This window comes from Acidimicrobiia bacterium (assembly GCA_012959995.1).
Classification (GTDB): Bacteria; Actinomycetota; Acidimicrobiia; order Acidimicrobiales; family MedAcidi-G1; genus MedAcidi-G2B.
In genome coordinates, this window is record DUCC01000034.1 from 1 (window position 1) to 14,767 (window position 14,767).

Annotated in this window: 11 protein-coding genes, 1 tRNA gene and 2 pseudogenes; 4 read left to right on the forward strand and 10 right to left on the reverse strand. The window is 51.9% G+C overall.

The features are described from left to right. Nucleotides 1–1,149: 1,149 nt before the first annotated feature. The 3 genes and pseudogenes from EYQ49_08855 to EYQ49_08865 all read left to right on the forward strand — a co-directional run bounded on the left by EYQ49_08855 (nt 1,150) and on the right by EYQ49_08865 (nt 3,172). Nucleotides 1,150–1,302 (forward strand): annotated as a pseudogene (locus tag EYQ49_08855) (DNA primase). A gap of 581 nt (nt 1,303–1,883) precedes the next feature. Then, nucleotides 1,884–2,039 (forward strand): annotated as a pseudogene (locus EYQ49_08860) (attachment protein). Between the two features lie 272 nt (nt 2,040–2,311). Further along, nucleotides 2,312–3,172: a L,D-transpeptidase gene (locus EYQ49_08865; protein HIG25984.1), complete on the forward strand. Its 861-nt coding sequence runs from the start codon at nt 2,312–2,314 to the stop codon at nt 3,170–3,172. A 55-nt stretch (nt 3,173–3,227) separates the two neighbouring features. Here EYQ49_08865 and EYQ49_08870 read toward each other — a convergent pair whose 3' ends face one another. Beyond that, a complete protein-coding gene (locus tag EYQ49_08870; protein HIG25985.1) occupies nt 3,228–4,862 on the reverse strand; it encodes a hypothetical protein in 1,635 nt (544 codons plus the stop codon). 53 nt (nt 4,863–4,915) lie between these two features. On the opposite strand from EYQ49_08870, the gene EYQ49_08875 reads away from it, so the two are divergent. Continuing rightward, nucleotides 4,916–5,692, forward strand: coding sequence for a hypothetical protein (locus EYQ49_08875; protein HIG25986.1), 777 nt, complete (start codon nt 4,916–4,918; stop codon nt 5,690–5,692). Here the strand turns inward: EYQ49_08875 and EYQ49_08880 are convergent. The 9 genes from EYQ49_08880 to EYQ49_08920 all read right to left on the reverse strand — a co-directional run bounded on the left by EYQ49_08880 (nt 5,606) and on the right by EYQ49_08920 (nt 14,767). Beyond that, nucleotides 5,606–6,286 carry a DUF3105 domain-containing protein gene (locus tag EYQ49_08880; protein ID HIG25987.1) on the reverse strand — a complete coding sequence of 227 codons (681 nt, stop codon included), beginning with the start codon at nt 6,284–6,286 and terminating at the stop codon, nt 5,606–5,608. The genes EYQ49_08875 and EYQ49_08880 overlap by 87 nt on opposite strands. Next, nucleotides 6,273–7,268, reverse strand: a complete 996-nt coding sequence (locus tag EYQ49_08885; protein HIG25988.1) for a hypothetical protein — start codon at nt 7,266–7,268, stop codon at nt 6,273–6,275. The genes EYQ49_08880 and EYQ49_08885 overlap by 14 nt, the downstream gene beginning before the upstream one ends. 173 nt (nt 7,269–7,441) lie before the next feature. Further along, nucleotides 7,442–7,515, reverse strand: a tRNA-Ile gene (locus tag EYQ49_08890). 38 nt (nt 7,516–7,553) lie between these two features. Then, nucleotides 7,554–8,294: a hypothetical protein gene (locus tag EYQ49_08895; protein HIG25989.1), complete on the reverse strand. Its 741-nt coding sequence runs from the start codon at nt 8,292–8,294 to the stop codon at nt 7,554–7,556. A gap of 47 nt (nt 8,295–8,341) precedes the next feature. Beyond that, complete coding sequence (locus tag EYQ49_08900; GenBank protein HIG25990.1) at nt 8,342–8,677, reverse strand: hypothetical protein; 336 nt, start codon at nt 8,675–8,677, stop codon at nt 8,342–8,344. A gap of 61 nt (nt 8,678–8,738) precedes the next feature. After that, complete coding sequence (gyrA, locus tag EYQ49_08905) at nt 8,739–11,249, reverse strand: DNA gyrase subunit A (GenBank protein HIG25991.1); 2,511 nt, start codon at nt 11,247–11,249, stop codon at nt 8,739–8,741. A gap of 8 nt (nt 11,250–11,257) precedes the next feature. Further along, nucleotides 11,258–13,183 (reverse strand): type IIA DNA topoisomerase subunit B, encoded by a 1,926-nt coding sequence (locus tag EYQ49_08910; protein ID HIG25992.1) that lies wholly within the window; start codon nt 13,181–13,183, stop codon nt 11,258–11,260. A 193-nt stretch (nt 13,184–13,376) separates the two neighbouring features. Next, complete coding sequence (locus tag EYQ49_08915; protein ID HIG25993.1) at nt 13,377–13,640, reverse strand: DUF721 domain-containing protein; 264 nt, start codon at nt 13,638–13,640, stop codon at nt 13,377–13,379. Between the two features lie 50 nt (nt 13,641–13,690). Beyond that, complete coding sequence (locus EYQ49_08920) at nt 13,691–14,767, reverse strand: DNA replication/repair protein RecF (GenBank protein HIG25994.1); 1,077 nt, start codon at nt 14,765–14,767, stop codon at nt 13,691–13,693.

Consider the following 14,767-nt stretch of genomic DNA (forward strand, 5'->3'; position numbering starts at 1 on the left):
GATGTAGACCTCGGAAGTTTTGATATTGAACTCACCAGTGACTTTGAAACCCACTGCGACGCCGACGACGGAACCTTCACCGTTTCGTTCATGAATAACTACACCGGTGAGGGCTTCACTGCTGCCGATCGGTGGGTCGCTATAAGTGTGGAAGATAACGACGGCATTGGTTGGGCACCATCAGACGGCTCAACTCCAAACTTTGGAAAATTTGAAGAAGGAGAAGGGTTCAGTTATACCCAAGATGCCCTCCCTGGAAGCTACCAAGCAACCGTGACCTTCTACCTCAGCCTCCTCGAAGTTGACCCACCTGATGCAGAAAGCGTTGTCGCCGAAATGGCCGCCGACGGTGAAACCTTTTGGCAAGAAACGGTCAGCGTTGACTGCACCCCAGACGAACCCGTCGAGACCACTGAAGAAGTTGAAGAGCCAACTGAAACCCCAGAAGAAATTGAAGAGTCCGAAGTAGACGAAGCCATCGAAGGGTCCCCCCTCTTCACCGGCTAATCCCTTCCCTTATTGAGATGCCGGCAGCTAATGCTGCCGGCATCTACGCGTCTAATGGAAAGCCTCTTTGAACCTGTCAGATTTTTCACCCTAAGTCATCCCCTTTTTGAAGCTTGGAAACACCAAGCACTAACAAAAGGAACCCTCATGAAAAAACTTACCCACCTTATTACTGTCATGGTTGTTTTAGCTTCGTCGCTAATGATGACCCCTCAAACCGTTTCAGCAATTAGCATCGAGCCCTACATTCCTATCGCTGCTCCAGTGGTCACCGGCTCAGTTGACGTAAACTTCATCACTGCTCTTGATGGCCACTGCGAGGGTGAACCCACAGGTGCCGTAGTAAGCATCGAAAACAACACCACCACAAACCGGTGGGTAGCCGCCAGTTTTGATGTTGACATCGACGGAATTGTTGAAGCTTGGCAGCCCGTTGGAGCACCCACCCATTTTGAACTTCTTGCTCCAGGAGACCACGCCAGTTACGGTTTTTCTGCTCCGGCTGGCAGTTTCGTAGCACTTATCTCGGTTTATGTAGCAGAGCATAGTTACGACGCTGACGACGCTTTGGGAGAAGGTGCCGACTTCACCAGGTCCATCCACAAATATTGCCCGGATTCTGATCCCGTTACTCCCGGAAACACTCCAGAGGACACTCCAGAAGAAACTCCAGAGGATAAGCCCGAGGACACTCCAGAAGAAACTCCCGAGGACACTCCAGAAGAGACTCCAGAAGAAATTGAAGAATCCGAAGTAGACGAAGCCGTTCCCGGCTCGCCGCTCTTCACTGGCTAAACCCTCCCAAACCCCCGATGCCGGCAGCACCAGCTGCCGGCATCGGCGCGTAAAAAACTTTTTCGAGCCTGTCAGATCTTTCACTCTGAGCCATCTCCCTTTTGAAGCTTGGAAGCACCAAGCACTAACAAAAGGAAACCCTCATGAAAAAATTAATACACACCCTTACTGCTTTGGCCATTGTTGCCAGCTCACTACTTATCGTCAGCAACACCGCCTCAGCAATGCCTACAGGGTCAATCGACACAATTATTTATGCGGATATTGATAACCATTGTTCTGGAAGTTCCAGCATCACGGTCAAATCAGTAAATAACTTGCCGCCAGTACCTGGCAACGAACGATGGGCACGAGCAGAGCTCGTCATGGTTGATTCCACGGGATTAACCGTTTTATTGGCTCCCGGGCCGAGCCCCACTCATGTTGACCAGTTTTTTCCTGGCGACTCATTTACTCATGTCTTTTACCCACCTCCTGGTGATCTTTATATGGTTGCCGCCTTTTTTGTTTATTCGAGCCCTTCAGCAGCGGATGACCTAACAATCCCCGCAGAGATGTTTGAGCACTTCGGAATTACCTGCGGAGACGACGATGGTGGTGGCGACGATGGTGGCGACGATGGTGGCGACGATGGTGGCGACGATGGTGGCGACGATGGTGGCGACGATGGTGGCGACGATGGCGACGATGGCGGTGACACAACCGATGGTGGCGACGATGGTGGTGACGATGGCGACGATGGCGGTGACACAACCGATGGTGGCGACGATGGTGGTGACACAACCGAAGACGGTGAGACAACCGAAACCCACAGTGGCGAAGTCAAAGAGTCAGAAGTAGACGAAGCGGTAGTCGGCTCTCCGCTCTTCACCGGCTAAATACTCCCAACCCTGGTGCCGGCAGCTCCCGCTGCCGGCACCAGCGCGTAAAAGCCTTTTTCGAACCTGTCAGAACTACGCCCGTGGCAACTCAACACTTTGAACACAACAACCAACCAAAAGGACCAACCATGAAAACCCGCCAAACCACCGCACTTCTCCTAACCATCACTCTGGCGCTTACCGCTTGCGGAGGCACCCCGGCCACTGAAGAAACAGGCCCCAAAGAGTCGCCAGTTACCACCGAGGCACCGGCGCCGTCGACCACCGAAGCACCAGCACCAACCCCAACCGAAGCACCAGCACCAACCACTGAGGCACCGGCGCCGTCGACCACCGAAACACCTGCACCCACCCCAACCGAAGCACCAGTCGAAGAAACCGCATTCGTCCCCGACCCAATTTATGTAGCCCGAGCAATTGGCACCGTCGAGGCCTATGCCAACCCCAGCGACACCGACCCCGCCTGGACCTTCGAAGACACCACCGACTACGGCTCCACCACCGTGTTCCTTGTCAACACAGTAGAAGGCGACTGGTACAACGTGGACCTCCCGGTTCGCCCTAACGAAACCAGCGGTTGGGTACACGCCAGCCAAATAGAACTCCGCACCGTCACCTTGACCATCGTCATTGACCAATCAGAACGCACCCTCACCGTCAACGATGGCCCAGACGTAGTCCTCGAAACCTCAGTAGCGATCGGCAGCGAAGAAAACCCCAGCCCTACCGGCGAATTCTTCCTCACCGACAAACTCCTCACCGGCAACCCAAGTGGCGCCTACGGACCCGTCGCCTTCGGACTCTCCGCCTTCTCTGACACCCTGTCATCTTTTGCCGGTGGCCCCGGGCAAATAGGTATCCATGGCACCAACCAACAGGACTCCATCGGCACCGCCTCCTCACACGGATGCATCCGCACTCCTAACGAAGTAGCCCTTTTACTCAACGACCTTTTGCCCCTCGGCACACCAGTAACCATCCAAGCCTAAATCGCGGGACCCCAAAACCCCGGCCCGAATACCCTCGGGTCGGGGTTTCTCGCGTTTACCTTCTCCCAAGCCCCGGAGCCAGCCAGCCCCAAGGAGTGGTCGTGGTCGTCGTGGTAAGAACCGGCATCAAAGGCTGAACTCGGCTCACCATGGTGGTTGTGGTAGTCGTGGTAAGAACCGGCATCAAAGGCTGAACTCGGCTCACCATGGTGGTTGTGGTAGTCGTAATTTCCACCGGGCCCACGCGCCTCGTTATCTCAAGAGAGAGCGAAGGAAGCGCAGCCACTGACCTCACTTGTTGTGGGTTCCATTCACCCGCAACTAACCCCTCACTCATGTCTACAAAATCTGGAGGTGCTGTGTAACAACTGCCATCTAGTGTCGTAGTCGCCCTTCTTTCAGTTTGGATGTGTTCAAGAACCCGAGCCATCTGTACAACCCCCGTTACCCCTGTTCCCCCTTCATCAAACCCTGCGCCACCTTCCCAAGTACAAACAACCACATAGTCATCTTCGCCATCCGAGACAAAAGTTACCCCACCAGGACCAACCAGCCCATCGCCTGAACTCAACCACTGCCCTTCTTTTACGCAAGGACCAGAAGGCGACGCACAACTGGCTATACCTGTGCTGTATGACGCACTATCCCACCACCCAGCCGAATAAGACAGCCAAAGATCCCCATCTGAATCACGAAAAAAATCTGGATTCTCAATTAACGGCCATTCCCAATCCTGATCCCGGCACAACAAGTTTGTTGACTCCCCAAGAAGCCTCATAGCGGAGGTGTTTAGCCGTTGAGAAAAAATACATGCCGTCCCGTTTATGTGGGGTGCATTTGTATCAGCCTTCCAAGCTATCCATAAAGACCCATCATCATCACGAAAAGGAGAAGGATCGATTGACCCCCCCAGTGACTCTTGGCAAATAAAAGGATCCGAACCTCGATCAATAAAAGGTCCAGTAGGCGCAGGAGCAACAGCGAGACCAACACACTGAACCCCCGCTGGGTACGCCGAATCTGCAGTAGTGCCAAGAACTCGAGCCGTATAAAAAAGAATCCATTTGTTGCTTGCGTTTATTACCCCCGGCGCCCAAGTCCAACTATCCTCAGCCCACGACCCAACTTTTTCTAAACCATCACCAACAGCTTCCCATGCAGAAAAGTCTGTAGTTTTCCAAATAGGGACATTAATCGGCGGGCCAAACGGGAAAATATTTGTGGTGTAGAGATAACCTATCCCGTTATCTATGACCAATTCAGGGTCCCGTGCCTCAAAAGGAGTAAATGTAAACTCATCACCCTTTGGCGCATTATCGGGGTCCAACGGCGTTCCGCTATCTTGAGTTTTTTGCATCCCTTCCTCTTCGCCACTCTCCTCACCAGATGACTCAGAACCGTCTGAGCCAGTATCCCCAAGAGTTTCCCCTCCAAGAACGCCGCCACTCTCCTCACCGGAATCAAACCCGTCCTCTTCGTTTTCACCAGACTGCATCGGACCCTCCGCTGCTGTGTCTCCTGCTTCGCCTAATTCTTCTTGAACGCTGTCCGACGTTGAATCTCTTTGGTCGACCAACGTATTCTCTGAAGAATCGTCCCGGCTCAAAATTTCATCATTTTGAACACCGCACCCCACAAAAACCAGCACCAATGCGCCATAAATAACCGCCCTGCCCATTGATTTAAGCATTTGTTACCCCCGTTAAACTTGCCGACAACCAGCACCCTTTAGACTAGGTAATCATGACTTTAGCCCTTCCGCCAGTAGACCCAGAGATTTTAAGTTTCGCCACTACCATCGCTCAAGAAGCCGGGGCCTACACATTAGAAACCTTCCAAAGCCCTGACCTGGACGTTGAAGGCAAAGGAGATGGCACCCCAGTAACGGCCACCGACCGAGGCGCTGAACGACTCTTACGCCAACGCATCAGCGAGGCCTTCCCCGACGACGCCATTGTGGGTGAAGAAGAAGCCGATACCGAAGGAACCTCCGGCCGCACCTGGATCCTCGACCCCATCGACGGCACCGAATCTTTCATACGCGGCGTACCCCTCTACGGAAACCTCGTAGCCATGGAAGACCAGCATGGGCCCGCCGTAGGTGTCATAAATATTCCCGGACTCGGCGAATGTATTTCCGCAGGCCGAGGAAAAGGGTGCTTTCTCAACGGAACCCAAGTGCACGTATCTAACCAAACCACGCTCGAAGGCGCCTGTTTAGTTACCAGTGGCGTGGACTACTGGCCTTCAGTCACCGAACTGGAGCCATTCATCCAAACCGGCACCGTTATGCGCACCTGGGGCGACGCCTACGGCTACGTATTGGTCGCCACAGGACGAGCCGACGCCATGATTGACCCGTTGGTTAACCGCTGGGATGTGGCCCCCATGCTGACCATTTTCCCTGAAGCCGGCGGTCTCTTCACCGATTTTTCAGGAAACATCACCGCGGAAGGTGGCAGCGCCGTAGCGGCCAACCCAAGCCTCCATCAAGCCATCATCAAAACCCTTAACTCCTGAACGCTTCGCTGGCGCAAACGGCTCATCTGGCGGCACCCCCAAACCACCAGTACAAGACACTCCAGGCTCCGGGGAATCTTCCGCATCGGTAAAAGCTTCAACAAAGCCCAAAATTCGTGGGTCGTCTACTTCTTGAATCTCTAAACGGCGACCCCATGAAGTAACCACCACCGGCGCAGGTTGCTCCGGATACGGCGATATCAACAACCTTTCGTTGTTGCTAAACAACCCAGCCAAAGACAAAACCTTTTCTTCGCTCAAACTCGGCAAGTAAGTCACCCAAATCATGCCGTGTTCCAAGGTGTGGACCACCATTTCGTCGTGCAACTCAACCGAATAAACACCACAGTTGTGCCACACATCAAAATGATCCCCTCCCGATGGTGGAACTGTGGGGTAATCCACGTCAAACGGTGTGTGGTTTCGGCTTAACCCATCTACCTTTTCGACTGCTGATAAATCCACAACCACCGTTGTCGAAGGAATAACCGTTGTTGTTGTTACCAGCGTCGCCGGAGGAACCGCCTGTACCGCCCCAGTGCTACACCCTGCAACCACCACCAAAAACCACCACAGACCCTTAGGTCGGCGCATGATCACCTTCAAAAACTTCAATCACCAACCCGCGTTCTCGCACATCATGTAAAAAGGCCACCGGTTCAACCATTTCAGCCAAACCAGCCATCCCTCGCTTTTTCAGGCGACCCGTTAACGCCCACTCAGCAGCAGTAGCCGCCACCGTGGCCGCCGCTACCGCAGGACGCTCAGTAACCCCCAACACCACCGCCTTATGTGCGCCATCTTGTTTACCCTGTAGTTCCACCCGTATCGCCCCTGGCCCACCCTCTGAGTGGGGAGGCGCCAACATCGGCAACGGAGCCGTCAAACGGTCTCTACGAGTAGCAGAAACCCGAGAGGTAATCCACTCTGCTTGCGGAAAGGCGTGGTGTAAAAGCACTGGTCCAGCCAAAGCAGCTCGATAACAATCCTGTGGACCTACCGGTTCAGGGAACCAACACAACGATCGGCCCGAACCCCCCGGGTTACGCGCCCACTGCCCTTGACGCCAATCGTAAGCAATCCGACTCAACGCCCGATGATGAACCAAAGCACAAGCCGGCCCACCAGTACCTGCTTTCGCAATATGAATCTCTTCTACCTGATCAAGCCACGTGGCCCCATGAGCCGCCAACACACAACTCAAACCAGGAGCAAACCCGGCGCCTAAAACCACCGAGACTCCGGCTTCTTTTGCTTGAAGAGACAATTTCAACATTGACACGGTTTCCGCCAAGCCATCGCCAGTGGTTATGACCGGGCGTTGATGCGCCAAAGCATCTACCAAAGCCGGTAACTGTGTGCCCCCAGGGGTCGCTACCACCACCACGTCGGCTTCCAGCGACGCCGGAAATGGCGCGTGCTCAATAATGAGTCGTTCCCCTAGCGAACGCGAAACCCAAGCTAAACGATCAGCATCAGTGTCACGCAACACAACTTGATCAACTAAGCCCCCCGACAGCAACTGGCGAGCCACCCGTGCTCCCACTGCTCCGGCCCCCAAAACAGCAGCTCTCATCAGCGAAGATCCGGCCCTTCAAGACGGCGCCACCCGCCCGTTTGGCGAGGAGTACGAGTGATACCAATAGCCCGAAAAACACTCGCCACAGCAGCCGCAGCCATAATTGACTCAAGAGCTCCTCGGATGGTACGCATCATGATCTCGGACCTACTCCAATTCTGCGGGTTGCGTGGGGCTAGCTGGATTTGAACCAGCGACCTCACCCTTATCAGGGGTGCGCTCTAACCAACTGAGCTATAGCCCCGCAGTGACAAAACGGTATCGCCGACGAGTGGTCGGTCGCTACCCGGTTGGGGGAGGTTGTTTCTTAATTCCTGGCTTAGGAAGCACCCGGTCACCGGAACGAACCCTCCTTCGCCGCACCGCAGTCTCCTCTTCGATGACGGTAAAACGAATACCCCCCATCAAATCGCTGATCAGGTTAAAGACCACCACCAGTACCACGGTGGTTGCTGTGCCACCCACCACCATAACCAAACCGCCCAAAACAAAGATGCGGAAAATTTGTTCCGTGTCAAAAGCAAAGTCTTCTAACGCAAACAGTTGGGCAATAAAGTGCTCAACTTTTTCAATGGTTCCGGCGTCGCTGGCTGCTCCCCAAACCATAGAGGTAGCAATCACCGTCATGCCCCACACACACAAGTAAAAAATTAACCCAATTTTAAGTACCGACCAAGGCTCAATATGGCGCAACAGTCGGCGAACCCGGCGAACCCGAAACCCACCGCGCTCTCTCCCGGTAATGCGTTCAGGTTTTGAATCTTTTTCTGATTTACGAAAACGAGGCCCCTTTGCTGGGCTGAGGTCTTCTGCAAAAACCTCTTTTTCGTTTTCACCCGTGGGCTCAAACTCTGTTGATTGCTTATCTCCACTGCTTTGAAAAAGGTCTTCAAGGCGCGCTGCGGTAGTTGCTGGCCCGCCCAATTCAGGAAGTTCTTCACTCCCTGTCGTGGGGTCAACCACTTCTTCGTTTTCTGCTTGTTCAGATTCTTCTTCCACGACCGGTGAGTCTAGAGGAATCAGAGCAGTTGGTCGCGGTCGCCTAGCATTTGTCTTTCAAAACCCTCTCGTTAAGGGATGAAACTGGCCACACTTTGCGCCTTGGCGGTGGCCCTGGCTCGACCAACACGAACCACGATCACCACCTCAAAACCATCCCGACGAAACGACTCCAGGGTTGCCCCATTACTGGTGGCCATTAACTGTGCTGCTTTTTCCGGATCAACCCGGTCAGTTGCTGCTGCTAAGGCGGCAGCATCTGCTGCGGTACGGGCTTGTGCACGCTCCACCGCTACTGCACCTAACTCCGCAGCAAGGATCGCTAAACCCACCGCCAGTAAAACCAGCAAAGCCATTAACGGTAAAGTCTGACCTCGGTCATTAAGCGGTTCTTTTTTAGACAACATAATTTCCTCACTTGGTTTCCAAGTAATTGGAATACAGGGGGGAAGTTTTGTTGCTTACAACTTATTCTTCGAGATCGACAGTTTCGCTTTCAGCTTCAACTGTGTCTTCGTCTTCGCTCATGTCTTCGGCAGGGACCCGAGACAACGCCACCACATGCTGCCCATCATCGGGGTTCATTACCCGAACCCCAGTAGCGCTTCTTCCCTGGAGCGAAATATCTGAAACCGACATACGAATAATCACCCCACCAGAGGTCACCGCAAAAATATCATCATCTTCATTCACCACCACAGCCCCTGCTACCTGGCCACGTTCTTCGGTTACCCCGATACCTCGCACCCCTAACCCACCCCGTCCTTTGGTGGAAAACTCGTCAAGGCTGGTTCGTTTACCAAACCCTTGCGTGGTCAAATGCAAAACGGTGGCCCCAGGCTTCACCACAGCACAAGACAAAAGCTCATCGCCTTCTCGGAACTTCATGCCTCGTACCCCCGCAGCGGTACGGCCCATTGAGCGCACTGCCGATTCGTCCATGCGTAAGGTTTGGCCCGACCGCGACACCAGCAACAAATCATCTTTCCCGCTGGTAGCCATGACATCAACCAACTCGTCGCCATCATTAAGTTTGATAGCAATAAGGCCCGCTTTTAACGAAGAGTCATAAGCAGAGAACTTCGTCTTTTTTACTCGACCACTTCGGGTAGCAAAAAACAAGAAGCGATGCGTTTCGTAATCTCTGGTATCGATCACTGCCTGAATGCGTTCCTCTGCCTCTAACGGCAGCAAGTTAATAATGGCGGTGCCGCGTGCCGTACGGCTTGCTACCGGCACTTGATGTGCTTTTAAGCGATACACCTTGCCCCGAGTAGAAAAGAACAATAAATATGCATGCGCAGAAGTATGTAACAAGTGAGTAACCACATCTTCATCTTTAAGACGCGCCCCCGCAACCCCGCGGCCCCCGCGGCCCTGGGTACGGAATTCATCGGCAGACATTAACTTCACATACCCACCGGCACTCATGGTGAACACTTGCTCTTCATCATCAATCAAATCTTCAACATCAAGCGACCCAGGATCAACCATCAGTTCGCTTTTTCGTGGCGTGGCGTGGGCTTCACGAACTGCTTGCATTTCTTCCTTGATGACCTCGCGAAGTCGTACTTCGTCACCCAATATGGCTTCCAAGGCATCCATGGTGATTTTAAGCTCAGCTAAACGTGCCTCTAAATTGGTTCTGCCCAAACGAGTAAGTCGCACCAACTGCATATCCAAAATATGATTCGCCTGAATTTCAGTGAAACCGAAATCCTCACCCATTAACCCCTCACGGGCGTGACTACGGTCTTCAGAAGATCGGATGAAGGCAATGATTTGATCTATTTGATCTAATGCTTTGATTAAACCTTCAGTGATATGAGATTCAGCTCGAGCTTTTTCTAGCCGGTACTGCGAACGGCGGGTAACAACCTCCACCTGATGTTCAATATAAGCAACCAAGAGTTCCCGCAAGTTCAAAAGACGGGGCACTCCATCAACTAATGCCACAGAGTTCACCGAAAAAGTGGTCTGCAAAGGTGTCCGCTTGAACAGATTGTTCAAAATAACCAGTGCCGGAGCATCCCGTTTTAAGGTAATAACAATGCGGGTTTTTCCTTGCGCCGACTCGTCGTTGATATCGGAAATACCTTCAATTTCACGGCTATCAACGAGGTCACGAATTTTGACCATGATTTGGTTCGGACTGGCCTGATAAGGCAACTCACTCACCACAATACGGTTCGTCCGTTTACCTTCTTCGATTTCTGTACGGGCCCGCATGCGAATACTTCCCTTACCGGTGCGGTAAGCATCTCGACTTCCGGCTCGGCCCAAAATAAGTGCGCCGGTAGGAAAGTCAGGAGCCGGCATGAAGTGCATCAAATCATCCGGGGTGGCCTCTGGGTTATCAATAAGATGCATGGTGGCATCAATAACCTCACCCAAGTTATGGGGGGCAATGTTGGTGGCCATTCCCACAGCGATGCCTTGACTTCCGTTTACCAACAAGTTAGGAAAACGCGCCGGCAACACCTTGGGCTCGCTGAACTCACCCGAATAGTTATCTATAAAATCAACAGTGTCTTCATCTATACCGTTAAGAAGCGCCAAAGCAATAGGGTCCAAACGGCACTCGGTGTAACGGGCGGCAGCCGCCGAATCGTCGGGAGAGTAACCAAAGTTTCCCTTAGGGTGAATAACCGGATGGCGCAAACTAAAGTTTTGCGCCATACGCACCAACGCATCGTAAATAGCTAAATCTCCATGCGGGTGGTATTTACCCATGACTTCGCCAGTAACTCTGGCGCACTTCATCGTTGGTCGGTCGGGGCGGGCCCCCAGGTCGTACATGCCCCATAAAATTCGACGATGCACTGGCTTTAAACCATCTCGCGCATCAGGGAGCGCACGAGAAACAATGACCGACATGGCGTAATCCAGAAAAGATTGTTCCATCTCTTCTTGAATTTCGATGGGCTCAATAGTACCCATCGGTATGTTTTCCGTTGGTGTGTCGTTGGTATCGCTCATAATGACCCTTAAATATCCAAGAAGCGGACGTCGTGCGCATTGGCCTGAATAAACTTTTTCCGGCTCTCCACATTTTCACCCATCAGGGTCGAAAAAATTTCGTCAGCTATGGCCATCATTTCTACCGTTACTTGCAGCAGGGTGCGTTTGGTGGCATCCATAGTGGTGGCCCGCAACTCGTCGAAGTCCATCTCACCGAGACCCTTCAACCTTTGAAACTCTCTTTTGTGGTTGGGGTGCTCCACCAAAAATGCGTCTTTAGCATGATCGTCTTTTAGATAAATCTTTTCTTTACCCACCACCGTGGAGTACAACGGAGGTTGCGCAATATAGATGTGACCGGCTTCCACCAAAGGCCGCATCTGACGGAAGAAAAACGTTAACAACAGGGTACGGATATGGCTGCCATCAACATCAGCGTCGGCCAACAAAATTACTTTGTGATAACGAATCTTTTCTAAGTTGAACTCTTCGCCAAAGCTTCCCCCGATGGCCTGAATAAGGGTCTGCACTTCATTGTTTTTCAACATCTTGTCGGGGCGGGCTCGCTCCACGTTCAAAATTTTTCCGCGAATGGGCAAAATAGCCATGGTGCGCGGGTCACGAGCCTGCACCGCTGACCCACCGGCAGAATCGCCTTCCACGATAAAGAGTTCTGACTCACGCGGATCACGTGAAGAACAGTCTTTAAGTTTGTCAGGCATACCAGCGCCATCAAGCGCAGACTTTCGGCGAGCAGACTTTCGCGCATCGTGGGCAGCAATGCGTGCCCGTTGCGCATTAATAGCTTTTTGGAGCACCCGTTTTGCTTCTGATGGGTGTTCTTCTAACCATTCTGCAAGACGCTCATTGGTTGCTTTTTGCACCAGGGAGCGTATTTCAACGTTGCCGAGTTTTGATTTTGTTTGCCCTTCAAACTGAGGGTCACCAAGACGCACGCTAATAATGGTGGTCATACCCTCTCGAATATCTTCGCCTTGAAGATTGTCGTCTTTTTCTTTCAAAAGACCCTTCACTCGGGCGTAGCGATTCATTACCCCGGTTAACGCGGTACGGAACCCTTCTTCGTGCATGCCCCCTTCAATGGTGTTGATGCCATTAGCAAAAGAATGCAGTCCGTCGGTGTTAAACCCGGTGTTCCACTGAAAGGCCACCTCAACTTCGTGGTCCTCTTCTTCTTGTGCAAAATATCCAACCACTGAAAACAATGATTCTTTAGAAGCGTTGATGTGCTCAACAAAGTCTCGAATACCACCGGCGTAACAGAACACCGTTTCGTTAGGAGTCTCGTCACGTTCATCGCGGAAACAAATTTCTAGCCCACGATTTAAAAAAGCCATCATCTGAAAACGCTCTAAGAGCGTCTGCGCACGAAATTTTGTTTCTTCGAAAATTTCATCATCGGGCCAAAAAGTGACGGTAGTGCCGGTGCGGTTATCGGGAGCTTCACCAATATCCGCCAGACGAGAATCTAACTGCCCACCGTCAATAAAGGTCATAGCATGGCGGCGCCCATGCCGATCAATTTCTACTTCCACACGAGAAGAAAGCGCATTCACTACCGAAATACCAACCCCATGCAGGCCACCCGACACTTTGTAACCTTCGCCGCCAAACTTACCGCCAGCATGTAACACCGTTAACACCACTTCGGCAGCCGTGAGGTCTTCGTATTGGTGATGTTTATCAACTGGTATCCCGCGGCCGTCATCTGAAACTCGGCAAGATCCATCAGGTAACAAGGTCACAAAAATTGTTGAACAGTGCCCCGCCATGGCTTCGTCAACAGAGTTATCTACCACTTCCCAAACCAAGTGGTGAAGCCCCGAGGGGCCCGTTGACCCGATGTACATACCGGGTCGTTTACGAACCGCTTCTAATCCTTCTAAAACCGTAATGTCAGCAGCGTTGTAAGAGGTCTCTGTTTCCGTCATTTTACTTGTCTCCAAAGGTGGTTTTCCCGAAGTAAACCAACCACAATTTTTGTTGTTTAGCGGAGCAAAACCGCAGGTCAGAGGAGAAGAACACAGCACCCCAAGTGTAGCACTTCACCACGCAAAATAGGGATCAATAATCAAGAGCAAAAGCCACGACTCTTTAAAAAAATATCAACAGAAATAAGGAGGTTTAACGGTGCTCGTTTGGGCGCACCCGAACCTGAACTTTAGTGATTTTTCCCGGCCCAACCAGGCCTTCTATTCGCTCTAAAAGTTGCGTTTCTAGCCAGGTAATTTGACTAGCCCAAGCAGGGTCTTCTACCCGCACTAACAAAACAGAACCTTTTACCGCAACCGCTTGAACTCGAGTAGCTAACTCGGGGCCCATCAAGTCAGGCCACGCCTTGATGATGTTTGTGGTGGCATCAATTTCTGGTGCACCCATATCAGCCATAAGACGTTCCAAACTCTGTCGAAGTGGCGTCGGAGCTCTTTTTCTTTGTATCACGATTTTATTTTTCCTTCAACGATTTGGATGACTTGTGAAACATCCACGCCTTTAGGAAGTTGTCCCGCCGAAGTTACCAAGGTTTGACATTGGGGCAGCAAGGCAACCAGCCCCGCTGAGCGAGTTTCATCTAATTCAGAAAAAACATCATCTAATAAAATTACCGGATGTACCCCAACCGCATCAGCAATCACCTGGTGGCCACCCAAACGCAAAGCGAGCGCCAATGATCGTTGTTCTCCTTGAGAAGCCTGCGTTCGCGCCGGCATACCAGAAAGAGTAATAACCAGATCATCACGGTGGGGCCCCACCGTGGTCACTCCTCGACGAAGATCATCAGAACGTGATTCTTCTAAGGCAACAGCAAGGCCTTGGGTGGCCCAAGCCGCTTCGTAATGCAGGGTTCCCGTCGCTCCCTCACCCTGCAACCCAGCCAAAACATTAAAAACGGGGTCTTGGAGTTGTTCAACCAGAAGACGTCGAGCGTCTACTAACGCTTGACCAGATTCAACAAGTTTGGCATCCCAAACATCAAGCGTGCTCAACACGTCTGGGGTGTTTCGGCCTTTCGCTTGTTTTAACAAAGTATTTCTTTGTCGTAATACTTTGTCCAAAGTGGTACGGAGTTCATAATTACGGGGATGCAAATTTATAAGCAGTTGGTCCAAATACTCACGCCGCTCCCCAGGACTACTTTTAATTAATCGTAAATCATCAGGAGCAAAGACTGTGGTACGCAAATAACCCAAAAGATCACGAGATCGCTTTACCGGATTGCTGTTCACTAAAATTTTATTTCGTCCGGTTAGCGACAACTCTGCTTCTAACAACACCATGCGGGCGCCAACACTTACCTCTGCTCGCACTATGGCCTGATTTTCCCCATTGCGAACCAGGGTTTCTGTTGAGGCACCACGAAATGAACCCGCTAAAGACAACCATGCCAAGCCTTCTAAAATGTTGGTTTTACCTTGGCCGTTGTTACCCACAATGGCAGTAAGGCCTTCACTAAAAGTAAGATCGGCCGTTTGATGGTTTCTAAAATCGGTAAGCCAAAGCCGTCGTACCGGCAT